The organism is Nocardia heshunensis, assembly GCF_054782115.1.
The window spans coordinates 536,197-560,422 of sequence record NZ_BAAGTC010000009.1; the positions used below are offsets into that span (position 1 = coordinate 536,197).

The 24,226-nt window shown below is 66.9% G+C and carries 25 protein-coding genes; 17 read left to right on the forward strand and 8 right to left on the reverse strand.

The window, feature by feature from the left end; translation table 11 throughout:
* Window positions 1-339: 339 nt before the first annotated feature.
* Entirely contained in the window at window positions 340-1,302 is a 963-nt protein-coding gene (nrdF, locus tag ACYVN4_RS30525; RefSeq protein ID WP_379356827.1) for a class 1b ribonucleoside-diphosphate reductase subunit beta, read from the forward strand.
* 121 nt (window positions 1,303-1,423) lie between these two features.
* Here nrdF and ACYVN4_RS30530 read toward each other — a convergent pair whose 3' ends face one another.
* On the reverse strand, window positions 1,424-2,524 hold the full coding sequence (locus ACYVN4_RS30530) for an iron-siderophore ABC transporter substrate-binding protein (protein ID WP_460725454.1): 1,101 nt from the start codon (window positions 2,522-2,524) through the stop codon (window positions 1,424-1,426).
* A 202-nt stretch (window positions 2,525-2,726) separates the two neighbouring features.
* Between ACYVN4_RS30530 and ctaD the strand changes: the two genes are divergently transcribed.
* The 10 genes from ctaD to ACYVN4_RS30580 all read left to right on the forward strand — a co-directional run bounded on the left by ctaD (window position 2,727) and on the right by ACYVN4_RS30580 (window position 12,967).
* Window positions 2,727-4,463, forward strand: coding sequence for an aa3-type cytochrome oxidase subunit I (gene ctaD / locus ACYVN4_RS30535; protein WP_460725455.1), 1,737 nt, complete (start codon window positions 2,727-2,729; stop codon window positions 4,461-4,463).
* A gap of 130 nt (window positions 4,464-4,593) precedes the next feature.
* Entirely contained in the window at window positions 4,594-5,823 is a 1,230-nt protein-coding gene (serB, locus tag ACYVN4_RS30540; protein ID WP_460725456.1) for a phosphoserine phosphatase SerB, read from the forward strand.
* A gap of 102 nt (window positions 5,824-5,925) precedes the next feature.
* Window positions 5,926-6,402 (forward strand): protease inhibitor I42 family protein, encoded by a 477-nt coding sequence (locus ACYVN4_RS30545; RefSeq protein ID WP_460725457.1) that lies wholly within the window; start codon window positions 5,926-5,928, stop codon window positions 6,400-6,402.
* A gap of 18 nt (window positions 6,403-6,420) precedes the next feature.
* A complete protein-coding gene (locus ACYVN4_RS30550) occupies window positions 6,421-7,224 on the forward strand; it encodes an aminoacyl-tRNA hydrolase (RefSeq protein WP_460725458.1) in 804 nt (267 codons plus the stop codon).
* Window positions 7,225-7,467: 243 nt separating this feature from the next.
* Window positions 7,468-8,301 (forward strand): ABC transporter ATP-binding protein, encoded by an 834-nt coding sequence (locus ACYVN4_RS30555; protein ID WP_379356813.1) that lies wholly within the window; start codon window positions 7,468-7,470, stop codon window positions 8,299-8,301.
* 123 nt (window positions 8,302-8,424) lie between these two features.
* Window positions 8,425-8,871, forward strand: a complete 447-nt coding sequence (locus ACYVN4_RS30560) for a MoaF-related domain-containing protein (RefSeq protein WP_460725459.1) — start codon at window positions 8,425-8,427, stop codon at window positions 8,869-8,871.
* Between the two features lie 120 nt (window positions 8,872-8,991).
* Window positions 8,992-9,837, forward strand: coding sequence for an NUDIX hydrolase (locus ACYVN4_RS30565; protein ID WP_460725460.1), 846 nt, complete (start codon window positions 8,992-8,994; stop codon window positions 9,835-9,837).
* Between the two features lie 11 nt (window positions 9,838-9,848).
* Window positions 9,849-10,616, forward strand: coding sequence for an enoyl-CoA hydratase-related protein (locus ACYVN4_RS30570; RefSeq protein WP_379356807.1), 768 nt, complete (start codon window positions 9,849-9,851; stop codon window positions 10,614-10,616).
* A gap of 47 nt (window positions 10,617-10,663) precedes the next feature.
* A complete protein-coding gene (locus ACYVN4_RS30575) occupies window positions 10,664-11,641 on the forward strand; it encodes a class I SAM-dependent methyltransferase (protein WP_460725461.1) in 978 nt (325 codons plus the stop codon).
* Between the two features lie 54 nt (window positions 11,642-11,695).
* A complete protein-coding gene (locus ACYVN4_RS30580) occupies window positions 11,696-12,967 on the forward strand; it encodes a THUMP-like domain-containing protein (RefSeq protein ID WP_460726755.1) in 1,272 nt (423 codons plus the stop codon).
* Between the two features lie 10 nt (window positions 12,968-12,977).
* Here ACYVN4_RS30580 and ACYVN4_RS30585 read toward each other — a convergent pair whose 3' ends face one another.
* On the reverse strand, window positions 12,978-13,376 hold the full coding sequence (locus tag ACYVN4_RS30585) for a PPOX class F420-dependent oxidoreductase (protein WP_460725462.1): 399 nt from the start codon (window positions 13,374-13,376) through the stop codon (window positions 12,978-12,980).
* 11 nt (window positions 13,377-13,387) lie between these two features.
* Window positions 13,388-14,383: an SMP-30/gluconolactonase/LRE family protein gene (locus ACYVN4_RS30590; protein WP_460725463.1), complete on the reverse strand. Its 996-nt coding sequence runs from the start codon at window positions 14,381-14,383 to the stop codon at window positions 13,388-13,390.
* A 119-nt stretch (window positions 14,384-14,502) separates the two neighbouring features.
* On the opposite strand from ACYVN4_RS30590, the gene ACYVN4_RS30595 reads away from it, so the two are divergent.
* Window positions 14,503-14,937, forward strand: a complete 435-nt coding sequence (locus ACYVN4_RS30595) for a MarR family winged helix-turn-helix transcriptional regulator (protein WP_460726757.1) — start codon at window positions 14,503-14,505, stop codon at window positions 14,935-14,937.
* Window positions 14,938-14,988: 51 nt separating this feature from the next.
* Here the strand turns inward: ACYVN4_RS30595 and ACYVN4_RS30600 are convergent, their stop codons facing one another.
* Window positions 14,989-15,459, reverse strand: coding sequence for a MarR family winged helix-turn-helix transcriptional regulator (locus ACYVN4_RS30600; protein ID WP_460725464.1), 471 nt, complete (start codon window positions 15,457-15,459; stop codon window positions 14,989-14,991).
* Window positions 15,460-15,527: 68 nt separating this feature from the next.
* Between ACYVN4_RS30600 and ACYVN4_RS30605 the strand changes: the two genes are divergently transcribed.
* Window positions 15,528-15,977 carry a MarR family winged helix-turn-helix transcriptional regulator gene (locus tag ACYVN4_RS30605; protein ID WP_460725465.1) on the forward strand — a complete coding sequence of 150 codons (450 nt, stop codon included), beginning with the start codon at window positions 15,528-15,530 and terminating at the stop codon, window positions 15,975-15,977.
* Here the strand turns inward: ACYVN4_RS30605 and ACYVN4_RS30610 are convergent, their stop codons facing one another.
* Window positions 15,978-17,315, reverse strand: coding sequence for an outer membrane protein assembly factor BamB family protein (locus tag ACYVN4_RS30610; protein WP_460725466.1), 1,338 nt, complete (start codon window positions 17,313-17,315; stop codon window positions 15,978-15,980). It abuts the gene before it with no gap.
* Window positions 17,316-17,463: 148 nt separating this feature from the next.
* On the opposite strand from ACYVN4_RS30610, the gene ACYVN4_RS30615 reads away from it, so the two are divergent.
* Both ACYVN4_RS30615 and ACYVN4_RS30620 read left to right on the forward strand, forming a co-directional pair.
* Window positions 17,464-18,201 (forward strand): acyltransferase, encoded by a 738-nt coding sequence (locus tag ACYVN4_RS30615; protein WP_460726759.1) that lies wholly within the window; start codon window positions 17,464-17,466, stop codon window positions 18,199-18,201.
* A complete protein-coding gene (locus tag ACYVN4_RS30620) occupies window positions 18,198-18,740 on the forward strand; it encodes a DUF1697 domain-containing protein (protein ID WP_460725467.1) in 543 nt (180 codons plus the stop codon). The genes ACYVN4_RS30615 and ACYVN4_RS30620 overlap by 4 nt, the downstream gene beginning before the upstream one ends.
* Before the next feature lie 32 nt (window positions 18,741-18,772).
* Here the strand turns inward: ACYVN4_RS30620 and ACYVN4_RS30625 are convergent, their stop codons facing one another.
* Together ACYVN4_RS30625 and ACYVN4_RS30630 are read right to left on the reverse strand one after the other, a co-directional pair.
* Window positions 18,773-20,929 (reverse strand): MMPL family transporter, encoded by a 2,157-nt coding sequence (locus tag ACYVN4_RS30625; RefSeq protein WP_460725468.1) that lies wholly within the window; start codon window positions 20,927-20,929, stop codon window positions 18,773-18,775.
* 92 nt (window positions 20,930-21,021) lie between these two features.
* Window positions 21,022-21,435: a VOC family protein gene (locus tag ACYVN4_RS30630; protein ID WP_460725469.1), complete on the reverse strand. Its 414-nt coding sequence runs from the start codon at window positions 21,433-21,435 to the stop codon at window positions 21,022-21,024.
* Between the two features lie 181 nt (window positions 21,436-21,616).
* Between ACYVN4_RS30630 and ACYVN4_RS30635 the strand changes: the two genes are divergently transcribed.
* Both ACYVN4_RS30635 and ACYVN4_RS30640 read left to right on the forward strand, forming a co-directional pair.
* Window positions 21,617-22,546: a LysR family transcriptional regulator gene (locus ACYVN4_RS30635; RefSeq protein WP_460725470.1), complete on the forward strand. Its 930-nt coding sequence runs from the start codon at window positions 21,617-21,619 to the stop codon at window positions 22,544-22,546.
* Window positions 22,547-22,587: 41 nt separating this feature from the next.
* A complete protein-coding gene (locus ACYVN4_RS30640) occupies window positions 22,588-23,022 on the forward strand; it encodes a cupin domain-containing protein (RefSeq protein ID WP_460725471.1) in 435 nt (144 codons plus the stop codon).
* A gap of 4 nt (window positions 23,023-23,026) precedes the next feature.
* Here ACYVN4_RS30640 and ACYVN4_RS30645 read toward each other — a convergent pair whose 3' ends face one another.
* Window positions 23,027-24,181, reverse strand: coding sequence for a serine hydrolase domain-containing protein (locus ACYVN4_RS30645; protein ID WP_460725472.1), 1,155 nt, complete (start codon window positions 24,179-24,181; stop codon window positions 23,027-23,029).
* Between the last annotated feature and the right edge of the window lie 45 nt (window positions 24,182-24,226).

Sequence of the window (24,226 nt, forward strand, 5' to 3'; positions counted from 1 at the left end):
TCGAAAAATGATCGAGCGGCAAACCCCTTCGCCGCCAGCGCCTCCCGACCCTCTCACGGAACCACCCACCCCGTCGAGGACTTTTCACCGGGTGTCGGCATCGGATCGGCAAACCGGGTCCGCCGCGCGGCTCGGCCACCCCGGCTCGCTGTGACGGATTGCACGGCTGTAATTTTCTGCCGTCGGTGGCGTACGTGCCCAGACCCTTTTCGCATTCTCGCAGGACACCTTGAAGACACAAGGTGTTGTGCTGCGCGGGGTTGTCGTCCACCAGTAGTAGTGTTCAGGGCAGGAAGACTCCGCAGGGCCAGGCGAGCTGAGAAGGGTGTGTGAGCGGGTGTGAAGCTGATCGATCGAGTAACCGCGATCAATTGGAACCGCGTACAGGACGAGAAGGACGCCGAGGTCTGGGATCGGCTCACCGGCAACTTCTGGTTGCCGGAAAAGGTGCCGGTCTCCAACGACATCCCATCCTGGAACACGTTGACCGCCAATGAGAAGCAACTCACCATGCGAGTCTTCACCGGTCTCACCCTGCTCGACACCATCCAGGGCACGGTCGGCGCGGTCAGCCTGATCCCGGACGCGATCACCCCGCACGAAGAAGCGGTGATGACCAACATCGCCTTCATGGAGTCGGTGCACGCCAAGAGCTACAGCTCCATCTTCTCCACGCTGTGCTCCACCCGCGAGATCGACGAAGCCTTCCGCTGGTCCGAGGAGAACCGGAACCTGCAGCGCAAGGCCGAGATCGTGCTCGAGTACTACAACGGCGAGGACCCGCTCAAGCGCAAGGTGGCGTCCACCCTGCTCGAGTCGTTCCTCTTCTACTCCGGCTTCTACCTGCCCATGCACTGGTCCTCGCGGGCCAAGCTCACCAACACCGCCGACATGATCCGCCTGATCATTCGCGACGAGGCCGTGCACGGCTACTACATCGGCTACAAGTACCAGAAGGGCCTCGAACTCGTCTCCGAGGCCGAGCGTGAAGAGCTCAAGGCCTACACCTTCGAGCTGCTCTTCGAGCTCTACGAGAACGAGGTCGAATACACCCAGGACCTCTACGACGAGGTCGGCCTCACCGAAGACGTCAAAAAGTTCCTCCGCTACAACGCCAACAAGGCCCTGATGAACCTCGGCTACGAGGGCTTGTTCCCCAAGGACGAGTGCGACGTCAACCCCGCCATCCTCTCGGCGCTGTCGCCGAACGCGGATGAGAACCACGACTTCTTCTCCGGTTCCGGCTCCAGCTACGTCATCGGCAAGGCCGTCAACACCGAAGACGAGGACTGGGAGTTCTAGCTCCCGAGACAGCGAACGGCCCCGAGCGAAATGCCCGGGGCCTTCGTCATTCCGGCGTGCTTTTGGCCGGAATCCACTGTGCGCGTTGGATCCCGGCCAAAGACATGCCGGGATGACGGGATCAGTCGGTGACGAAGCCGTTGAGGTTGGCTCGCATGTCGTCGAGGAGGGCGCGGGCGGCGGTGATGCCGCTGCCGTGCCAGATGGAGTCCTCGACGGCGAATTCGCGGCGGTCGCTGACGGCGGCGAGTTTTTTCCAGTCGTCGCTCTGCATGACGGACTTGCCGTATTTCAGGCCGTCGGGGCCGTCGAACATGAGGAAGATGAGGTCGCCCTCGAGCTTGTTGCGGTCGGACTCGGTGGCCAGGGTGGTGACGTTGAAGGAGTCGCCGCGTTGGGGAGCGGGGCGTTGGACGCCCGCGTCACCGAGGACCTGGCCCGCGAAGCTGTTGCCGCCCTGGACCGCAATGTCGTTGGCGTCGAAGCGGATTACCGAGGCCTGGGTGAGGGCGGCGTTGGCGGCGGTGCCCGCGTCCTTGGCGGCGGTGCGGTAGTCGGCCAGGGCCTGGGTGCCCGCGGTCTTGCGGTCCATGGCCTCGGCGAAACCGCTGAAGGTGGCCTGCCAGCCGTTCTCGTCGCCGACCAGCACGGTGGGGGCGATGCCCTTCAAGGCGTCGTACTGGTTGCCGTCGGCGGCCGGGCCGATGATCAGATCCGGTTTCAGCTCAGCGATTTTCGCGGGATCGGGGCTGTCGGCCAGGCCGACCGCGGGGATGGTGAGGACCCCGGTGCCCAGGTAGGCGGGCTGCGGCGAGGTCCCGGCGACGGTGGTCGCGCCGACCACCCGCTCCCACAGACCCAGCGCGCAGGTGGCGTCCAGCGCGGCGGTGGACAGCACCACGATGCGCTTGGGATCGGCCGGAACATCGGAGGTGCCCGACGCGTGCGTGACCGACTTCGTCCCGGAGGTGGCGTCGGGGCTCGACGGCAGCGGGCACGCCTTGCTGGTGTCGCGTTCGATGCCGACCACGGCCGCACCCGCGATATTCGTGGTCGTGCGAACGATATTCGCCGAGTTGTCGTCGGTCTTGCTGCATCCAGCGGCTAGGCCCACCGTCGTCAGCAGCGCCACCGAGACCAATCCCACACTGCGCAAACCGCGCAAAGAGGAAAAGGTGGAGGCGAACGTGTTTCGGGTGGAAGCGGACTCGCGCACCGGCATGCCGGGCAGCCTACAACGGTGCCTCGCCACTCCCAATTACGACACTGGCGCCGCCGAAATACGACACAGAGTAGGACCCGTCGCGAGCGCTGTCGGAACACGGTTTACGATCTCTCACAGCGCAAGCCAACCGTCGTTCGTCTAACTGCCGAACCGGACGCCGGAAGCAGCGTACGAACGATGGCATACCTGTGGAGGTTTCGTGACTGCCGTAGAACCGCGGCCAGCCAGCCTTGTGGAGGCGGCTCGGCCCTATCCTGCAAGGACGGGTCCGAAGGGTTCGTTCATCTTCAAGATGGTCACCACGACGGACCCGAAGGTTCTCGGCGTCATGTACCTGGTGACGGCCATGTCCTTCTTCCTCGTCGGCGGCATCATGGCGCTGCTGATGCGCGCCGAGCTGGCCCGGCCGGGGATGCAGTTCCTGTCGCCCGAGCAGTTCAACCAGCTGTTCACCATGCACGGCACGATCATGCTGCTGTTCTATGCGACCGCGATCGTGTTCGGCTTCGCCAACATCATCCTGCCGCTGCAGATCGGCGCCCCCGACGTGGCGTTCCCGCGTCTGAACGCGTTCAGCTACTGGCTGTACCTGTTCGGCGGCACCATGGCGACCGCGGGTTTCATCACCCCCGGTGGCGCGGCCGACTTCGGCTGGACCGCCTACGCCCCGCTCTCGGACATCGTGCACTCGCCCGGTGTCGGCGGTGACCTGTGGATCCTGGGTCTGGCCGTCTCCGGTCTGGGCACCATCCTCGGTGGTGTCAACATGCTCACCACCGTGGTCTGCCTGCGCTGCCCGGGTATGACCATGTTCCGGATGCCGATCTTCACCTGGAACATCGCCGTCACCTCGGTGCTGGTGCTGCTGGCCTTCCCGCTGCTGACCGCGGCGCTGTTCGGCCTGGCCTACGACCGCCACCTGGGCGGTCACATCTACGACCCGGCCAACGGTGGCGTGCTGCTCTACCAGCACCTGTTCTGGTACTTCGGCCACCCCGAGGTGTACATCATCGCGCTGCCGTTCTTCGGCATCGTCTCGGAGATCTTCCCGGTCTTCAGCCGCAAGCCGATCTTCGGTTACACCACCCTGGTCTACGCGACGCTCGGTATCGCGGCCCTCTCGATCGCCGTGTGGGCGCACCACATGTACGCGACCGGTGCGGTGCTGCTGCCGTACTTCTCGTTCATGACCTTCCTCATCGCGGTCCCGACCGGCGTGAAGTTCTTCAACTGGATCGGCACCATGTGGCGAGGCCAGCTCACCTTCGAAACCCCGATGCTCTGGTCGGTCGGCTTCCTGGTGACCTTCCTCTTCGGTGGTCTGTCCGGCGTCATCCTCGCGAGCCCGCCGATCGACTTCCACGTGTCCGACACCTACTTCGTGGTCGCGCACTTCCACTACGTGCTCTTCGGCACCATCGTGTTCGCCACCTTCGCGGGCATCTACTTCTGGTTCCCGAAGATGACCGGCCGCATGATGGACGAGCGTCTGGGCAAGTGGCACTTCTGGGCGACCTTCGTCGGCTTCCACACCACGTTCCTGGTGCAGCACTGGCTGGGCAACATGGGCATGCCGCGTCGGTACGCCGACTACCTGCCGAGCGACGGCTTCACCACCCTGAACACCATCTCCACGATCGGTGCCTTCATCCTGGGTGCGTCGATGCTGCCGTTCATCTGGAACGTCTTCAAGTCCTACCGCTACGGCGAGGTCGTGACCGTCGACGACCCGTGGGGCTACGGCAACTCCCTCGAGTGGGCGACGTCCTGCCCGCCGCCGCGACACAACTTCTACGAGCTGCCCCGGATCCGTTCGGAGCGTCCGGCTTTCGAGCTGCACTACCCGCACATGGTCGAGCGCATGCGCGCCGAAGCCCACGTGGGCTGGGGCTCGAAGTCCCACCACGTGGCCGAGCTGGACAAGGTTTCCAGCTAGCCTGACCCCGACAATGGCGGCCGTCCGAGACGGCCGCCATTGCCGTTTAAATGGGCACAGCCGTTTCTGACAGAATGAGCAGCGCATCGCATGGCATGGTCGGTGCGTTTTCCGAGATAGGAGTCATCGATTGAGCACGTCTGACACGACGGTTCTGGTCACGGTCACCGGACCCGACAAGCCGGGCGTCACATCGGTACTTCTGGCCGCCCTGGCCAATAACGGGGTCAGCCTGCTGGACGTGGAACAGGTCGTCATCCGGGGACGCCTGACGCTCGGTGTGCTGGTGTCGTGTCCCAGCGACCCCGAAGCCCTGCAGGATCAGCTCGAAGACGCCATGGCGTCCATCGGCATGGAAGTCGACGTGGCGATCGGCGCGAGCGCGGTCTCCGGCGCGAAGCTGTCCACGCATGCGGTCGTGGTGCTGGGTTCCCCGGTCACCGCCCGCGCCTTCAGCGCCATCGCGCGCAAGCTGGCCGCACAACGGGTCAACATCGACTCCATCCGCGGCATCGCCGACTACCCGGTGACCGGCCTCGAGCTCATGGTCACCGTGCCCACCGCCGACGCCGAATCCGAGACCGAACTGCGCACCGCCCTGGCCGCCGTGGCCGCCAAGGAGAGCGTGGACGTCGCGGTCGAGCGCGCGGGCCTGGCACGACGGGCCAAGCGCCTCATCGTCTTCGACGTGGACTCCACCCTGATCCAGGGCGAGGTCATCGAAATGCTGGCCGCCCACGCCGGTGTCGAGGACGAGGTCCGCAAGGTGACCGAGGCCGCCATGCGCGGTGAACTCGACTTCGCCGAATCGCTGCGCCAGCGCGTGGCCACCCTCGCGGGTCTGGACGCCTCGGTCATCGACGAGGTCGCCGAGCGCATCGAACTCACCCCGGGCGCGCGCACCACCATTCGCACGTTGCGCCGCTTGGGTTTCCGCTGCGGTGTCGTATCCGGCGGTTTCCGTCAGGTCATCGAGCCGCTGGCCCATGAGCTGGAACTGGACTTCGTGCAGGCCAACACCCTCGAGATCCGCGACGGCAAGCTGACCGGCGCGGTCACCGGCGAGATCGTCGACCGGGCCGCGAAAGCCGTTGCGCTGCGCCGCTTCGCGGCCGAGACGGGTGTCGCCATGGAGCAGACCGTCGCGGTCGGTGACGGCGCGAACGACATCGACATGCTCAATGCCGCCGGACTGGGCATCGCCTTCAATGCCAAGCCCGCGCTGCGCGAGGTCGCCGATGCCGCGCTCTCGCATCCGTTCCTGGACGCGGTGCTGTTCATCCTGGGCGTCACCCGCGACGAGGTGGAGGCCGCGGACGCTCGCGACGGCGGCATCCGGCGCGTGCCGCTGCCTCGGTAGATGCGTGCCGCCGCCTCGCTAGGCGCATGTCCCTGCCTCGGTAAGGGGCGCGGGATCGGTAGCGTTGGTCGGCGTATCCGGCCACGATCCGAAGGAGTATCCGTGCGCGTGCGTTTGCCGTTGGTGATGGTGGCACTGTCCGGGCTGGCGCTGACCGCCTGCGGCCACTCCAATCCGAACGAGGCGAAACCGGTGTCGGCCACCAGTGTCGCGGTCACCACCGCGGTGCAGGCGACCTCGGGCGAGCACCCGGCCTTGACGGCCGGTGCGGATTCCGACGGCAAGGATCTGACGCTCACCGGCGGGCAAGGGCTCATCGTCTCCCTGGAGGCCAACCCGACCACCGGATACGCCTGGGTGCTGGGCAGTCTGGATCAGAACATCGTGAAGCAGAACGGCTCCGCCGAGTACGAGCAGGACCCCAACCCGGACGGCAAGGTCGGTGTGGGCGGCAAATCCGTGCTGAACTTCGTGGCGGTGAGCCCCGGAGCCACCCAGCTCGTTCTGGAATACAAGCGGGCCTGGGAACAAGGCATCGAGCCCGCCAAGCGTTTCACCCTGAACCTCACGGTTCACTAGGTAGTTCGAGGAGTTGTGTTGTCCAGCATCGAATCCACCCTCGATGCCGGATTCGCGGCGCGGCACGCGGAGCTGGCCCGGGGTTACGGCGGCGGGGGAGACCCCGCGGATCCGGCCCTGGTCCAGGCGATGCCGATGGTCCTGCACATTCCCAAGAACGAACCGCCCAATCGCAGCGCGCTGCTCTCGGCCGCCGCATCGTCGGTGGTGGCGCTGTGCCTGGACGAACGGGTCGGCCCCGACGGCGAGTGGGAGGAGCGCTACCTGACCTGGAAGCGCTCCCGCATCCGCAAGGTGGCCCGCCGCGCCCGCGGCGCGCAGTGGCGGGCGGTGCAGGAAGTCGCCGGTGTCACAGTCGAATTCGCGGGCGCGCAAGCCCGGGCCTTCGTGCCCGGCCCGGTCGGCGAGGTCGATCCGCGCATTCAACGCCTGCAGATCAGCGGCACCGAACTACCGTCGGACGATCCGATCGCAATCGATCCGGAATCTCCCGTGCTGTGGGTGAACGCGGAATTGGGTATGACTGTAGGGAAGGCCGCGGCACAGGTAGGGCACGCGAGCATGTTGCTGGCGGGCGCTCTTCCGGTGGCGCGGGCGTATGCCTGGGCCGCACAGGGGTTCCGGTGCACGGTCGCGGACGCCGACCCGGTCCAATGGGCGGAATTGCAGCGGCTGGTGGCCCAGGGTGGCGCGGTGGCGGTGCGGGATGCCGGTTTCACCGAGGTGGCTCCGGGGTCGACGACCGTGATCGCGGTGGACTTACCCGGGCGAGTGGGCCAGGATCGATGCACGAGTTTCCTAGAGAGGAAACCACCGAAATGACAACACTGCTGGTTGTTCTCATCGTGTGGGCGGGGCTCTCGATCCCGGCGGCACTGATCCTGGGCCGCATGTTCCGGTCCACGCGCGCGGACGCGCGAGACCGCGGAGTGCCTGCTTCGGAGCGCGAACTATCGGAATTCGATACGCGCACACACGAAATCGCTTATCGCCGCCGCATTTCCGGGGAGGACACGCACCAAGTTCACCCACCACGTTGACGATCGCCGGAGGCGGTGGGCCAAGATGGACCCCGTGCCGCAACCGGATCCCGATCTGCTCATCGATTTCAGCGACGTCACCGTCCGACGCTCCGGACATACCCTGGTCGGTCCGGTCACCTGGCAGGTGGAATTGGACGAACGCTGGGTGGTGCTCGGCCCCAACGGCGCCGGGAAGACCTCCCTGCTGCGCATGGCCGCCGCCGAGATGCACCCCACCTCCGGCGTCGCCAACCTGCTGGGGGAGACGCTGGGCCGGGTCGACATCAATGAACTACGCCCGCGCATCGGCATCTCCTCGGCCGCCATCGCCAGCCGGGTCCCGCTCGACGAGAAGGTCGCCGACCTGGTGGTCTCCGCCGGTTACGCGGTGATGGGGCGCTGGCGGGAACGCTACGACGACATGGACACCGATCGCGCGGTCGACATTCTGGAAAGCCTGGGTGCGGAACACCTTTCCGATCGCACCTACGGGACCCTGTCGGAGGGCGAGCGCAAACGCGTGCTCATCGCCCGCGCGCTCATGACCGATCCGGAATTGTTGCTGCTGGACGAACCCGCCGCCGGACTCGACCTGGGCGGCCGCGAGGAACTGGTGGAACGCCTCGGCGACCTGGCCGCCGACCCCGACGCCCCCGCCACCGTGCTGGTCACCCACCACGTGGAGGAGATCCCGCCCGGCTTCACCCACGGCATGCTGCTCAACGAGGGCAGCGTGGTCGCGCAGGGCCTGCTCACCGATGTGCTCACCTCCGAGAACCTGAGTGACGCGTTCCGCCAAGCGATTCAGCTCGACCAGATCGACGGCCGCTACTTCGCGCGGAGGGCGCAGCGCTTCGGCCGCCACCGGAATCGTTGAGCGGATACCGCGACCGCTGATTGTTCGGCAACCGTTCAGCAGAGTCTCCGGCGCGCTGCGATTGCATCCGGCACCAGGTGTGGGCAAACTGTCCGCAACTGCCGTGTACGGAGGGAGCGGGCGTTGGGCCGGAGCATCGGTGCGTTGGCGTTATTGGCCATCGCCCTCGCCGCCACCGGGTGTGTCGCCGATCCGCCGGCCGCCCAGCAGGTTTCGCGATCGCACGCTGCGGAGACCCTCGGCAAGGCCGCGGTCCCGTCGGATCTGAACGGCAAAACGGTGCAGCTCAGCTATGACTCGGGCTCGGGCGGGACGATCACCTTCTCCGGCGACGGCCGCACCGTCACCTACACCGCCGCCGACACCGGCCGCCAGACCAGCACCCCGGTCGCGGTCGAGCCCATCGAATCGGGAATCTTCCTGGTCACCTGGACCGATGACACCGGCGCGGTGGTCAGCCAGGTCCAGGACTACCGCACCGGCAAGGTCGAGGGCACCTGGACCCGGCACGACGGAACCGGCCAGCCGATGATCGAAACGCGCACCGGATCAGTCCATTTGACGGACTGACACCGACCCGCCTCGTCATTCCGGCGTGCTCTTGGCCGGAATCCAACGCCCAGCGTGTGGATCCCGGCCAAAAACATGCCGGGATGACGGTTATGGCAGGCAACCGTTATGGTGCGAAATGTGAGCGAAGCAATTGCCCGGCCCGATTCCCAGCCGACCGCCGCGCCCATCAAGGACGCTTCCACGGTCGTGCTGGTGCGCGACGGAGCGCACGGGCCCGAGGTCTTCCTGCAGCGGCGCGTGGGCAGCATGGCCTTCGCGGCGGGCATGACGGTCTTCCCCGGCGGCGGCGTCGACCCTTCCGACGCCTCGATCGCGCTGGACTGGGCCGGACCCGAACCGGCTTGGTGGGGCGAACGATTCGGCGGCATCGACGCGGGCCGCGCGCAAGCGCTGGTGTGCGCGGCGGTCCGCGAGACCTTCGAGGAATGCGGCGTGCTGCTGGCGGGACCGACCGCCGACAGCATCGTCAGCGACACCTCGGTCTACGCCGAAGCCCGGGCGCAGCTGGAACGCCGCGAGCTGTCCTTCGCCGAATTCCTCACCCGCGAGAATCTGGTGCTGCGCGCGGATCTGCTGCGCCCCTGGGATCACTGGATCACCCCGGAGATCGAGCCGCGCCGCTACGACACCCGCTTCTTCGTCGCGGTGCTGCCGGCAGGCCAGCTCGCCGACGGCGACACCTCCGAGGCCGAGGTCGTCACCTGGTGCACGCCCACCGAGGCCATCGACCGCTGGCATCAGGGCCTGGACGTGCTGCTGCCGCCGACCTGGACCCAGCTCGCGGCCCTGAACGAATTCGCTTCCACCGCCGAGATTCTCGCGGCCGAGCGCACCATCAGCCCGATCATGCCGATCTACGACCCGTCCGGAAACGGCCCGGCGCTGGCGTTCCCGAACGCCGATCGCTACTTCGCCGAGCTGCCGGACAACTCGCGCATCCGGGGCTCGCAGCGTCCCGAGTAGGGTGATCGACCGTGGCCGAATTCGTGACCGTGGACCGGGGTGTGGCAGAGCGTATTGCCGTACTGCGCATCGCACGCCCGCCGATGAATCTGATCGATCTCCAGGTCGCGCTGGAGGTGGCGGGCGCGGTCGAGGAGATCGGCAAGGACGACTCGATCTCGGCGGTCGTGGTCTACGGCGACGAGCGCGTGTTCAGCGCCGGTGACGAAATGGCCGAGCTGGCGAAGCTCACCGGTGAGCAGGCGTCGGCGATGGTCGAGGACTTCCAGTCGGCGCTGAACTCCCTGGCTCGGCTACCCCAGCCGACCGTGGCCGCCATCAGCGGCTATGCGCTGGGCGCGGGGCTGGAACTGGCCCTGGCCGCCGATCGCCGCATCATCGGCGACAACGTGAAACTCGGCCTGCCGCAGATCAAGGCGGGTCTGATTCCGCTTGCCGGTATCCGCCGCCTGAGCCTGTTGATCGGTCCGTCCGCAGCCAAGGATCTGGTCTACAGCGGTCGCTTCGTCGATCACAAGGAAGCTGCCGCGCTCGGCCTGGTCGACGAGGTGGTCGCGCCCGACGATGTCTTCACCGCCGCGCTGCGCTGGGCGAAACAGTTCACCGGTGGTCCGAGCCTGGCCCTGGCCGCCGCCAAGCGGGTCTTCGAAGCCGGTACGCACGGCCATGATCGAGCGCGTCGCGAATGGGTGGATCTGTTCGGCACCGAAGATCAGCAGGTTGGAACGCGTTCCTATTTGGACAATGGTCCGGACGCGGTCCCGTTCACGGGCCGTTAAGTAGCCCGATAACACCCCTCACCGGGGTATTCATTAGGCTGCCCTGCATGACAGTTGGTCCTGAAGACCCCGCGCCGAACCCGCACGCCACCGAGGCAGAGGTCCAGGCCGCGTATAGCGACAACAAGCTGGCCCAGGTCCTTTACCACGACTGGGAAGCTGAGACCTACGACGACAAGTGGTCGATCTCCTACGACGAGCGCTGCATCGAGTACGCGCGCGGTCGTTTCGACGCCGTCGCCCCCAGCTCCGAAGTGCCCTACGACCGCGCCCTCGAACTCGGCTGCGGCACCGGCTTCTTCCTGCTCAACCTGATGCAAGCTGGAGTCGCCAAGCGCGGCTCGGTCACCGACCTGTCCCCGGGCATGGTCAAGGTCGCCACCCGCAACGGCCAGAACCTCGGCCTCGACGTGGACGGCCGCGTCGCCGACGCCGAGACCATCCCGTACGAGGACGACACCTTCGATCTGGTCGTCGGCCACGCCGTGCTGCACCACATCCCCGATGTGGAGCTCGCGCTCAAGGAGTGCCTGCGCGTGCTCAAGCCGGGCGGCCGCTTCGTGTTCGCCGGTGAGCCGACCACCATCGGCAACATCTACGCGCGCCGGCTCGGCCAGCTCACGTGGAAGGTCACCACCAACATCACCAAGCTGCCGTTCCTGAGCAGCTGGCGTCGCCCGCAGGAGGAGCTCGACGAGTCCTCTCGCGCCGCCGCCCTCGAGGCCGTCGTCGACCTGCACACCTTCGATCCGTCCGATCTGGAGCGCATGGCCTCCAGCGCCGGCGCGATCGAGGTCCAGGCCAAGACCGAGGAATTCGCCGCCGCGCTGTGGGGCTGGCCGGTCCGCACCTTCGAGGCCGCCGTGCCCGACGAGAAGCTGACCATCGGCTACCGCATGGCCCAGTACCGCGCGTGGCTGGCCTTCTCGGCCCTCGACGAAAAGGTCCTCCGCCACGTGGTGCCCCGCCAGTTCTTCTACAACGCCATGATCACCGGCGTGAAGCCCGGCATCTCCGCCAAGTAGGTGGCCTACACCTTCTCTCGCGACGACATCGCCTACCTCACCAGTGCCCCCGGCGTGGCGGCCCTGGCCGAGGTAGGCGATTTCGCGCTAACCCCCGCCTCCCTCCTCAAAGACCTGGAGCGACTCCGCAAGTCCCACGCGGACTTTGCCCCCGCCTTGGTCGAAACCGTCCGCCTACGCCGCCGCGCGGCAGTCAAGCTGGACGATGCGCAGGACTGGCTGTTCACCGACGACGCTCTCCAACAGGCCACGCCGAGTGCGGTGGCCCGTCATCGCGCACAACGCCTCGCGGGCCGCACGGTTCATGACGTCACCTGCTCCATCGGCGCGGAACTCGCCGCGCTTGCCGAGGTGTGCCCGGCTGTCATCGGCAGCGACCTCGACGCGACCCGCCTGGCCATGGCCGCCCACAACCTTGATCCTTCCCTCCGCCCTTCCCCCCGTCATTCCGGCGTGCTTTTGGCCGGAATCCAACGCGGCGGTGTGGATCCCGGCCAAAAACACGCCGGGATGACGAGCGGGGAGCACGCCGGGATGACGAGCGGGGAGCCCGCCGGGATGACCAGCGGGACCACCGAGGCAGCACCGCGAAATGTATTGCTGGTCAAGGCGGATGCCTTGGTTCCCTGCAGCACTGCCGAGGTGGTGATCGCCGACCCCGCGCGGCGCGCGGATGGGCGGCGCACGCACGATCCGGCGAAGTTGCAGCCGCCGCTGCCGGATTTGCTCACCGCCTATGCGGGGCGCGATCTCGCCGTGAAGTGCGCTCCCGGACTGGATTTCGACAAACTCGCCTGGGCGGGGGAGGTTGAGGTTGTGTCGTTGGATGGGGCGGTGCGGGAAGCGTGCCTGTGGTCACCGGGGCTTACGGAGCCGGGCGTCACGCGTCGTGCGACGGTGCTGTCGTCCACCGGCGAGCCGTGGACCCTCACTGATGCCGATCCGGATGACATTCCCGAGCGTGAGCCGGGGGAGTGGATCATCGACCCGGACGGGGCGGTGGTGCGGGCCGGACTGGTGCGGCATTACGCAGCGAAACATGGCTTGTGGCAGCTGGATCCGCGGATCGCGTATCTCACCGGCGATAAGGTGCCGGAGGGGGTGCGCGGGTTCCGGATTCTCGATCGTATGGAGTTCCGGGAGAAGCCGTTGCGGGCGGAACTGCATCGGCGCGATTGCGGGCCGCTCGAAATCCTGACCAGGGGCGTCGATATCGATCCGGACGCACTGCGCAACCGCATCAAACCCCGTGGCAGCCAGCCGTATTCGCTGGTGGTCACGCGAATCGGCCGGACGGCAACGGTTTTCCTCTGCGCTACCCCGTAATTCGGCCGGGTCAGCCCTGGAAGGTGACGCGGGTCGGGCGCATGACGAGGATGACGCGGTCGGGGTGGTCGCCGACCGGCTTCTCGTAGGGGAGGCCGTAGCGCTGGGCCAGGACGTCGAAGAACTCGCCTTCCGGGTCGGTGTCGATGCGCTCGATGATGCCGCGCACCTCGAGGTAGCGGTAGGGCGCTTCCGGGTCGTTGATGCTGACGGCCACATGCGGGTCGCGAGAAGTGTTGCGGTGCTTGGCCCGTGTCGTGGTTGTGGTGAAGCGCAGGACCTCGCCGTCCCAGATCTGCCAGATCGGTGTCACCTGCGGGGTGCCGTCGGGGTTGAGGGTTGCCAGGTGGGCGAAGAGCGGGCGGGTCAGCAGGTCTTCGTACTTGTCGGGGATGATCGGGTGGGTCATGGTGTGCTCCTTCAGAGTTGGGTGATGTCGACGATGCGGAACGGGGCGGGAGCGCCCGCGCCGTAGGGGCCGTTCTTGTCGAACTGGGAGACCGTCACCAGGGCGTGGCCGCCGGTGTGCACGATCGAGGTGGGAATGTCGAGGGCAGGATCGGTGATGCGGTGCCGCAGTTCGGCTTTCGTGCCGTCCGCGTCGAGCTGCCAGCGGCTGACCGCGTTCCCCTTGTTGTGCACCACCCAGAGGGTATCGCCGTGCATTTCCAGACCGTCGCCGTCGACGGCGTTCCCACCGGTCAAGGCGATCTTGCGGACGGTCGCCGTGGTGTCGGTCGCGACCCGGTACAGATCGCCGTTGGTCATGTCGACCACGATCAGATACCGGCCCGCGTCATCGGCCGCGAGACCGTTGAGCACCATGGTCTGTTGCGCGGCAGGGTCTTTCGCGGCCCCGAGATCGGCGTGCACGCGCAGTTCACCGCCGTGCCCGCCGTGCGCGAGCGCGTCTGCGATCTGCGCCGGAGCGATGCGGTAGACGACCGGCCGCCCGCTGTCGGTGACGTACACGCTGCCGTCGGGAGTGATGACGAGATCGTTGAGGAACGCCTTGTCCGGCGCGGGCACGTCGAAGCGGGCGACCAGGGCGCGAGTCTTGGTGTCGTACAGCGCGATTCCCGCCGTGTGGTCGATCACCCACAGCCGCCCGGCGGCATCCACCTTCACGCCGTTGGCGGTCTTGCGGCCGTCGGTGCCCGCAGGCAGGAAGGTCTCGGCCTTCGGATTGCCCGGCGTGGCCTTGTAGACGGCCCCGGTCAGGAACGAGCTGGCGTACACGTCGCCGGTGTGCGGATCGGCCGTGATGCTCTCGGGATACGCGCCGTCGGGCAGTTCGTACGCGGTCGTGATGTGGTCGGGCGCGGGGGTATTCGCGTCGTCGTTGCCGCACGCGGTGAGTGCGAGCAGCAGTACCGCCGCCGCCGGTGCGGCCCAGCGGCGAATCGGGTGGGACATGGGAGAGCCTTTCGAACCAGTCGAGCCGAAATCAAGGTGCGAGAGCGAAGATAGATTAGAGCTCTAACATTCGTCAAGACTCGAATAGATCGATGGGTTATCATGCTCCGGTGACGTCGATGCCGGTCGAAGAACGCCTCGGAAGCTTCATCAAGCGCGCCGAACAGGCGCTCATGGGCGCGAAGAACGCCGCCCTCAAGCCCGCGGGCGTGACCATCCCGCAGTACGCGGCCCTCTACGTGCTCAGTGAGAACCCGGGCATCTCCGCCGCCGAACTGGCCCGCCGCTGCGGCGTCACCCCACCCACCATGAACACCGTGCTGGGCAATCTGCGCGACCGCGGCCTCATCGAGCGCACCCCGCATGCCTGGCACCGCAATGTACTCGAGACCAGCCTCACCGAGGAGGGCCGCAAGGTCATGCACGCCGCAGACAAGCGGGCCGTGCCTGTCGAGCGGGCCCTGGCCGCAGAGTTCACCGAGGCCGAGCGGGCGTCGCTGATGGACATGCTCGAGCGGGCGGCCACCATCCTGGACTCGGTGCGGCCGGACTGAGTCGCGGGGCTGCCTTCGACTCGGCCGATACCGGGCCGGTGGGCTCGGCTGCTACTCGGGATCGCGAGCGCTGACCGCTCCGAAATCGGCGACGAATCTGGTGAGCAGCCGGGCGAATTCGCTGCGGTCGTGGGCATTCCAGTCCGCCGTCGCCGCGCTGAAGACCGCCTGGCGATTGCTGTGCGCGCGTTCGAGCGCGGTGCGCGCCGAAGCCGTCAGGTGCAGATGGATGCGGCGGGCGTCGAGTTGGTCGGCGCGGCGTTCGAGGAAGCCCTCGGCGACGGCGCGCGCGACCAATCGGCTGGCGCGTGGCTGATCCACTCCCAGCGCGCCTGCGATGTCGGTGACCGTTGCCTCGCCGTCGCGGGCCTCGACCGCGTCGAGCACGCCGAAGACGGTCGGGTCGACGGCCGCTCCGCCCGCGCGGGCCGCGAATTTGCCCAGGGCGCGGCGGGTTTGGTTGCGCCGGATGGCCACCATGGCGCGCTCGATGGCGACGATCGCGGGGTCGTTGTCCTTCATGCTTGTCATTCTACAATTGCTTGCTATATTACACATATATGTAATCGAACAACCTCTTGGAGGCAGTCATGGACGAGACATCCAAGCCCAATACCCCCAAGCCGATCGGCTACTGGTTCAAGCACATCGACAAGACCCTCGAGGACAACTTCGTCGCCCTGCTCGCCGCCGACGGCCTACGTCGCCGCCACTGGCAGATCATGCACACCCTGTCGGGCGGCCCACTCGACGCCACCGAACTCGACGTGGCGCTGTCCCCGTTCCTGGACGCCCAGGACCCCACGGCCACACCGTATGTCGCCGCATTGGCCGATCGTGGCTGGGTGCTGATCGACGACGCGGACACGCATTCGCTGACCGCCGACGGGGTGGCCGCGCACGCGAACCTGTTCGAGCGCATCCAGATTCAACGCCGGGCCGTCACCGAAGGTCTCACCGACGACGACTACCGCACGCTGCTGGATCTCCTGCAGCGTGTATCGGCCAATGTCGACCGCTTCGCAATGACGTTGCGCTAGTTACTTTTCCGGCTTGAAGGTGAACAGCTCACCGATGCGGGTCGCCACCACGACCTCGCCCTGCTCGCCGACCGAGGTGCCCACGGTGCTGCCTTCCGCGCCCGGGAGCTCGTTGGACTGGACCGTCGCTCCCGACTTGGTGTCGAAGGTGACCAGGGTCAGCTTGTCGCCGATCGGCGCGACCGTGTATCCGGTCCCGCCCGCCGTCTGCACCGGCCGCCCGCGTAGTTCCAGATCCTTGCGCTCCCAGGCGATCTCGGCGCGGTCGCCCTTGTCGCGCAGGGCCATCAGATGCCCCTCGTCCCCGGCGGGCACCAGCAGCCCGTCCGAAACGGAGATGCCGCCGCGGGCCGGGAAGCCGAGGTCCTGGGTCCATTTGGTCTTACCGGTCGAGGCGTCCACGGCCAGTAGGCGATTGGTGTTGTCGCCCACGTACACCGTCGACCCGTCGGCCGACAGCGCCGGGCTGGTGGCGCTGCCCTCGGTGAGCATCTTGGCGCTCCAGTCGGTCTGCACGTTCTTGCCGTTGTAGGTGAGTGCGACCAGTTCCGCGTCACCCTCGCCCGGCTTCCACACGGTGGCGTAGAAGCGGCCCGACTTCTGGTCCACGGCAGACACATTCGCGACCGGGCACTGCGGGCCGCCGGTCGCGCAATCCTCGAGGCCCTGCCCGTCCGGCGGGCGGTTGAGCGCGGGGGTGGTCAGGAAGTCCGGGTCGCCCAGCAACTGGACGGTGGGGACCTTGCGGTCGCCGGTCTGGCGGCTCATCACATCGATCTGCCCGGACTGGGTCACCGACAAGACATTTCCGTCCCCGGTGAACTGCACCGAGACCGGCGTCCCCGCGGCCGGCGTGCGCCAGCGCGGCTGCCCGAGATTGTTGAAGGAGTTCACCGCGCCGTCGTCGCCGACGTACACATTGCCGGTGCCGTCCACCGCGGACCCGCCGTCCACGGCGCTGGGCCCCATCGGATTGCAGAAGCGCTTACGTCCGGTCGGCATCTGGAACGAGAGGATCTCGCACGCGGAGGTCCGCGTGGTGACATACAACTGCCCGTCCCCGCCGATCATGACCGGCTGCGCGACCGGACCACCCACCGGCCGCGACCAATTCAACGCCAGCTTGCGTGATCCCGTCACCGGAGTGGACCCGCTGTTGTGCGCGTCGCGGAACGCCAACGGCCAACCCTTGCCCGGCCCCACGCCGATATCGTCGACCTTGGTGCTGCCGTACGCGCAGGCGGTCAACGCGAATAGCCCGGCGCCCGTCAGTGCCAGCACCTTGGCGCCGGTGCGCGTGCGTCGGTCACGTCCGGTCTGCCGCCTGCCGTTTCGCACCTGCTGGTGTCCCTTCTGCCAGTACGGAAGTCTGAGAATTCTCGCCGGGCCGCTACAGCCGGAGCACAGCCTACTTTCACGCCCTGAGAAGGGGGCGGATACCCTCGTTGAAACGACCGGTGAACACAGGGAGTAGTTCGTGACGAGCATGTGGGGCGCACCCTTGAGCGCGCGTTGGCGGGGTTCGCGGCGCCGGGATCCGGAGCAGGCGCGTTTCCTCACTCCCGCCTCGTTCAAATGGGTGCTCGCCAATCGCGCGTACACGCCCTGGTATCTGGTGCGCTACTACCGGCTGGCCAAGTTCAAGCTGGCCAACCCGCATGTGGTGTTGCGCGGCATGGTGTTCCTGGGCCGCAATGTCGAGATCCACGCCACCCCGGAATTGGGTCGGTTGGAGATCGGCCGCTGGGTGCACATCGGCGACGGCAATGCCATTCGCTGCCACGAGGGTTCGCTGCGCATCGGCGACAAGGTGGTGTTCGGTAAGGACAATGTCGTCAATACGTATCTCGATATCGAGATCGGCGAGTCGACCCTGGTCGCGGACTGGTGCTACATCTGCGACTTCGACCATGTCACCGACGACATCAACCTGCCCATCAAGGATCAGGGCATCGTGAAGTCCCCGGTCCGCATCGGCCCCGACACCTGGATCGCCGCCAAGGTCACCGTGCTGCGCTCCACCCGGGTCGGCCGCGGCTGCGTCCTCGGCGCGCACGCCGTGGTCAAGGGCGACGTCCCCGACTATTCGATCGCCGTCGGCGCCCCCGCCCGGGTCGTCAAGAACCGCAAGGACGCCTGGGACTCCGCCGCCGAGAAGCGCGCCGCCCACCTCGAGGCCCTCGCCGACATCGAACGCAAGAAGAACGGCGTCACCGCGTCGTGAACCACTACGCCGCCTTCCTGCGCGGGATCATGCCCAGCAATCCCAATATGCGCAACGAGAAGCTGCGCGGCGTCTTCGAAGGGCTGGGCTTCGACAAGGTGAGCACGCTGCTCTCCAGCGGCAATGTGGTCTTCCAGGCGAAGGACAAGAACGTCCCGGGCCTGGAAGCCAAGATCCAGCAGGCGCTGAACACCGAATTGGGTATCCCCGGCGGCACTCTCATCCGCACTCGTGACCAGCTCCAGGAGTTGGTCGATTCCGACCCGTTCACCGGCCTGACGCACTGCCGCGAGACCTATCTGACCGTCACCTTCGTCCGCGAGACCCCGAAAACTCTGCCGACCTTCCCCGCCGACGACACCGGCACGGTCCGTGTGGTCCGCTTCGATCCGGCCGCGGGCGCGATCCTCTCGGTCATCGACAACACCAACCCCAGCACGACGAACTTCATGGCCGTCGTCGAAAAGACCATCGGCAAGGACATCACCACCCGCACCTTCCTCACCGTCCAGAAGGCCCTGAAAAAGATGGATGCCTGACCGCTGTGCGGTCAGGCATCCGGGGGTTCGAATCAGCGGGTGTAGCTGTGTTGCGTTGACTGCCAATCGGATTCGTCGAAGAAACCGGAATCGACGGGCTCGACCCGGCCGACGCGGCTCGGCCACCAGGCCCTGCGGCCGAGTAGTGCGGTGATGGCCGGGGTGAAGAACATCGCCATGACGAAGGCAGAGAGGGCGATGCCGAAGGAGATGGCGAAGCCCATCTGACTCAGCATGGAGTTGCCCGCCAGCATCATCGAGGCGAAGGTGCCAGCCAGGATGAGGCCCGCCGCGGCGATGGTGGGGCCGGTGTGGCGCAGGCTCAGGGCCGCGGCGGTCCGGGGATCGTTGCCCTCTTCGGCTTCCTCACGCAGCCGGGCCACCATGAGAATGTTGTAGTCGGTGCCCAGGGCGATGACGAACATGTACATGATGATCGGGAGCGAGAAGATCAGGCCCGAATTGCCTTGGACCCGTTGGAAGACCAGCACCGCCGCGCCCAGGGTGGCGGCGAAGCCGAGGCCGACCGCGCCCATCAGATACCAGGGCGCGACGACGCTGCGCAGCAGCAGGGCCAGCACCAGGGCGATGAGGATGGCGGCCACCGGGAACACGATCTTGTAGTCGTGGTTCATCGCGGCCTTGAAATCGACCAGCACCGAGGACATTCCGCCGACGTAGGCGCTGCTGCCCGCCGGTGCCGCCGTGTGGGCGGTGTCCCGCAGGGGTCCGCGGACCGTCGCCAGCGCGGCGTCGGAGGTCGGTTCGGCGGTGAGGGTCACCTGGAATTCGGCGATCGACTTGTCGGCCGACACCCGCGGTGCGCCCACCTGCCCGACGCCGGGAGTCGCCGCCAGCGCGTTCCGATAGTCGCCCAACTGTGCGTCGCTGAGGAGGCCGTCCGAGTGCAGGTACACCAGCGACGGCTGGGTGGCCCCCGCGGGCATGCCCTTGAGCAGTTCCTTGCTGTAGACGGTGGATTCGGTGGTGTCGGAGGTGGAGGCGGAGCTCATGTCGAAGGTCGGGTGGAAGCCGAAGGCGGCCACACCCAGTGCCACCAGGATCGCTCCCGCGGCGGCGGCGAAGACGCCGGGGCGGCGACCCAGCCCGCGACCGAGTGCGGCGAACAACGCGCCCTTCGGCTCCTGCTGCCAGGACTTCGACGGCCAGAACACCTTGGTGCCCAGCTTGGAGACGATCGCCGGGACCAGGGTCAGTCCCGCCAGCATGGCGACCGCGACGGCGATGGCCAGCGCCGGACCGAGCGCGCGGAACATGCCGAGCGAGGACAGCGTCAGGGCCAGGAAGGCGATGATCACCGCACCCGCGGCGGAGGTGATGGCCTCGCCCACCCGGGTGACCGCGCTGATCATGGCGGTCTTCGGGTCTTCACCGGCACGCAGCCGCTCGCGGTAACGGAACATCAGGAACAGGATGTAATCGGTTCCGACGCCGAACAAGACGACGGTCAGCAGCGAGTTGACCGAGCTGTCCACCTTCAGGTCGAAGGCGTGGGCGACGATGGCGATCAGCCCGCCGACCGTGCTGGAGATCGCGCCGATGGTGATGACCGGCAGCAGCGCAATCACCGGGCTGCGGAAGATGACCAGCATCAGGACCAGAATCAGTACGACGGTAGCGATTCCGATGATGGCCATGCCCTTGTTGCCGGACTCGGTCTGATCGAGCGTCTGCGCCGCCGTGCCCGTGATACCGGCCTTCAAATCCGAGCCGGAGACCTGCTGCTTCAGTTCGTCGCGCAACGCCTTGACCGCGTCGGTCTGGGTCTTGTCGCTCGGATCCGTGGTCTTGGCCATCTGCACGGCGATGACCTGGATCGAGCCGTTCGCGGCGGCGGGTGTTGCCTGAATTCCCGTGACGCCCTTGACGTTATGGCTGCTCAGGTCGGCGGCGACGGCGGTGACCCGGTCCGAGTCGGCGGCGGTCAGTGCGCCCCCGTCGGCCCGTTCCACCACGATCAGCGCAGCGGGAGTCACATCGTCCGGAAAGGCCTTCTGCTGCAGGTCCATCGCCTGGATGGATTCGTAATGTGAAGGCAGGAACGCGGATTGGTCGGTGGTCGCGGTGAGCTTCGGCGCCAGCCCCACCACCGCGATGGTGGCGAGCACCCAGAGGGCGATCACCTTCCACGGGTGATTGACGGCAATGCGCCCGAGTAGAGCGAACATTGGAGGATTCCTTTCGAGAAATACCGGTGCGGCTGTTGACCTTGTTGGAGAACACGGTCGCGAACCGGGCTGATACGGACCTGACACGCGCCTTACACGCCCGCTGATGCGGCATCAGGTGGACAGCCCGCAGGGGGTGTCCATTCGGTCAGGTGGACGTCGACCTGGTTCGGGTCGGTGAGCCGCAGTCGCAGCAGGCCCGCGGCCACCCGGCGCAGGGCATCGGTCACAGGTGCGCCCTCATCGAGCAGCCGATCCTGTTCGGCGGCGAGGTCCGGGACCTCGAAGGACAGTTCGACGCCCACCGGTCCGGGGCCGACCGGCGTCGGCGGTTGCATCGGATCGCGATGCCGCAGCACGATTTCCACGTCCAGGTCGTCGCGTTCGAGGTAGGTGAATTCCTCGTTGGTCGCCGTGGCGTGGAAGCCCAGATGCGTGCAGAAGAACTCGCTCGATGCCGTGGGGTCGGAGACGGTCAGGGTGATTGCCGCACCGAGGATCTTCATGTCTTCACTCCCTTCGCTGTGCTCGGTCACCGGGTGTCGGTGACGGTTCCAAGCTTCGGAGTTTCCGCAGGTAGGAACAACGACAGAGATCGAAAGGTCGGTTAACCCAGAGGTTTACGATCACTCATAACAGAGCGAGTGCTCTGTTATGAGGTACAGTGGATCCGCTCATCGAGCGTGGATGAGCGGAGCTATCGAGCGGGAGATCGTTGTGGAGTTGCGGGATATCGAAATCTTCGTGACCTTGGCCGAGGAACTGCATTTCGGCCGGACCGCCGAGAAGCTGCGGATCACCCCCGCCCGGGTCAGCCAGGCGATCAAGAAGCAGGAACGGCAGGTGCAGGCCGCATTGTTCGAACGCACCTCGCGTTCGGTCAGTCTCACGCCGGTCGGCCGCCAGCTCTACGAGGACCTCAAACACGCGCAGAGCCTGATCGAGGGCGGACTCACCCGCGCCCGCGCCGCCGGCCGCAGCATCCAGGGCACCCTGCGCGTGGCCGTCATGAGCATCCTGGGCCTGTACCTGCGCCCCGTCATCGACGCCTTCAATCTCCGATACCCGGACTGCACAGTCGAATTGGTCGACTTTCCGCACAGCGAACCGTTCACCGCACTGCGTGCCAAGGAGGCCGACCTCGGCCTGATCTGGCTGCCCGTCCGGGAACCCGACCTCACCGTGGGACCGGTGGTGATGACCGAAGGTCGGGTCCTGGCCACCACGGCCACCTCCGAGCTCGCGGCCCGTGACTCGCTCACCATGGAAGACCTGGCCGACTGCGTCTTCCCGAGCCTGGGCAATGTCCCGCAGTACTGGGCCGAAGGCATGCTGCCCGCGACCACGCCCAGCGGCATCCCGATCACCCGTGGCCCCGAAGCGGCGTCCTTCTTCGAAATCCTTCCCCTGATCATGTCCGGCGCCGTCGTCTCCCCGATGAACGCCCACGTGGCCTGGACGTACACCCCACCGAATATCACCTACCTCCCGATCGTCGACGCGCCCCTCACGGAATGGGCACTGGTATGGCTGTCCGCCGCCGAGAACGCCGCCATCCGCGCGTTCGCCGACACCGCCCGCGACCTGGGCATCCGGCAGATCGTCAACGAGCAGTGAATCGCGCTGCGGGGCGGGTCGGTGCGCGCTACCGTGGGCGCGTGACTCTCGGATTTCGAGCTGTACTGACCGGCCTGGCCTCGGTGGCGTTGGTGGGATCGATGGCCGCGACCGCGCACGCGACGCCCTCCAGCGGTATCACGGCGGTGATTCTGTCGCAGACCACGATCGGTGGAAACGACTACATCCTGCGTGAAATCACCATCGCCCCAGGCGGTTCCACCGGATGGCACTACCACGACGGGACGCTGTACGCGCTGGTGCGCCAGGGGCAGATCTCACACTTCGGATCGGACTGCCAGATCGACATGACCGGCGGCGCGGGCACGACGTTCGTGGAGCGGGCCGGTGTCGGCAACACCCACATCGAACGAAACCTCGGCACCGAGCCCCAAATCCTCGACGTTCTCTACGTCCTGCCCACCGGCAGCCCGCTGTCCGAGGACGCCCCGAACCCGGGCTGCGACTTCAACTGACGAATTACAGTGCGGCGTAGACGGCTTCGAGGAGTTGGTAGGCGCGGCGGTCGCCGGAGAGCCAGTCGCGGCGCAGGTTGGGAATGAACGCGAAGGCCAGGCCGCGGGTCGGGTCGGCCAGACCGATCGAGCCGCCCGCACCGGCATGGCCGAAGACGGTCGGGCGTGCGGCGGGGGGAACGATGAGGTTCTCGGCGGGTAGCGCGTAGCCGAGGCCGTAGGCGGATGCCGACAGCAGGACCTCGTCGGTGCCGCGGACCCGTTCGCGGATCGCGTCGTTCAGCACCGGCGGCGGGAGTAGATCACCGGCGAGCAGGTCGCGGTAATGGGTCGCGAGCGCGCGGGCCGTGGTGACGAGGCCGGTGGCGGGCCAGCCGCCGGTGAGAACGTCCGGATTGTTGTACGAGGCACGGGGATTGGCGGTCGAGCGGATGGCAAACGACTCGGGATCGCGGAAGGCGTGCATCATGCGCCGCGCCGCCTCGGGGGAGACGGGATCGGGGTCGCCGGTCCACGCCTGCTCGTCGGCGGGTGGAAAGGCCAGGCGCGCAGTCTTTTCCAGCAGCGCGATAGGAATCCCGACGTGCAGATCGGGGCCCAGGTGCCGGCGAACATAGTCGCCGACCGTGGAATCGGTGTGGCGGCGGATGAATTCGCCGAGCAGCCAGCCGTAGGTGAGGGCGTGGTAGCCGTGTCGGGTGCCTGGCTCCCATAGCGGTGATTGCGCAGCGAGCAGATCCGCGACGAACCCCGGTTCTGCGGCCTCGGCGGGGGAGACGGGCTGCTCCAGGATCGGGAGTCCGGCACTGTGGGTGAGGAAATCCGCCAGCGTCGTCGAATCCTTGTCGGCGCGACCGTATTCCGGCCACCAGTCGACCACCGGCTTCTCCACCGAGATCCCGAGATCGGTCGCCACCCGCAGGGCGGCGGTGGCCGTCACGGCCTTGGTGCAGGAGAAGGTCACGCACAGGGTGTCTTGCTCCCACCGTCGGCCGGACTTGGCATCAGCGATGCCGCCCCACAACTCCACGACGGGCCGTCCGTCCATGAACACGGCGACGCTCGCGCCGAGGTTCTGCCCGTCGGCGAAGCTCGCCTCGAAGACCTCGCGCACCGCACCGAATGCCGGATCCACCTCGCCGTACACGCCGACCGTCATCTCCGAATTAGAACACGTTCCAATTCGGAGCAAAAGGGTGTCCCC

What these genes read in the sequence shown, in the direction of transcription:
- ACYVN4_RS30595 (WP_460726757.1), top strand. Translation starts at nt 14,503, where the DNA reads ATGCCGGTCGAAGAACGCCTCGGAAGCTTCATCAAGCGCGCCGAACAG.
- ACYVN4_RS30635 (WP_460725470.1), top strand. Translation starts at nt 21,617, where the DNA reads ATGAGCGGAGCTATCGAGCGGGAGATCGTTGTGGAGTTGCGGGATATC.
- ACYVN4_RS30645 (WP_460725472.1), bottom strand. Translation starts at nt 24,181, where the DNA reads ATGACGGTCGGCGTGTACGGCGAGGTGGATCCGGCATTCGGTGCGGTG.
- ACYVN4_RS30600 (WP_460725464.1), bottom strand. Translation starts at nt 15,459, where the DNA reads ATGAAGGACAACGACCCCGCGATCGTCGCCATCGAGCGCGCCATGGTG.
- ACYVN4_RS30625 (WP_460725468.1), bottom strand. Translation starts at nt 20,929, where the DNA reads ATGTTCGCTCTACTCGGGCGCATTGCCGTCAATCACCCGTGGAAGGTG.
- ACYVN4_RS30530 (WP_460725454.1), bottom strand. Translation starts at nt 2,524, where the DNA reads ATGCCGGTGCGCGAGTCCGCTTCCACCCGAAACACGTTCGCCTCCACC.
- ACYVN4_RS30575 (WP_460725461.1), top strand. Translation starts at nt 10,664, where the DNA reads ATGACAGTTGGTCCTGAAGACCCCGCGCCGAACCCGCACGCCACCGAG.
- ACYVN4_RS30630 (WP_460725469.1), bottom strand. Translation starts at nt 21,435, where the DNA reads ATGAAGATCCTCGGTGCGGCAATCACCCTGACCGTCTCCGACCCCACG.
- ACYVN4_RS30605 (WP_460725465.1), top strand. Translation starts at nt 15,528, where the DNA reads ATGGACGAGACATCCAAGCCCAATACCCCCAAGCCGATCGGCTACTGG.
- ACYVN4_RS30555 (WP_379356813.1), top strand. Translation starts at nt 7,468, where the DNA reads ATGGACCCCGTGCCGCAACCGGATCCCGATCTGCTCATCGATTTCAGC.
- ACYVN4_RS30590 (WP_460725463.1), bottom strand. Translation starts at nt 14,383, where the DNA reads ATGTCCCACCCGATTCGCCGCTGGGCCGCACCGGCGGCGGCGGTACTG.
- ACYVN4_RS30585 (WP_460725462.1), bottom strand. Translation starts at nt 13,376, where the DNA reads ATGACCCACCCGATCATCCCCGACAAGTACGAAGACCTGCTGACCCGC.
- ACYVN4_RS30615 (WP_460726759.1), top strand. Translation starts at nt 17,464, where the DNA reads ATGTGGGGCGCACCCTTGAGCGCGCGTTGGCGGGGTTCGCGGCGCCGG.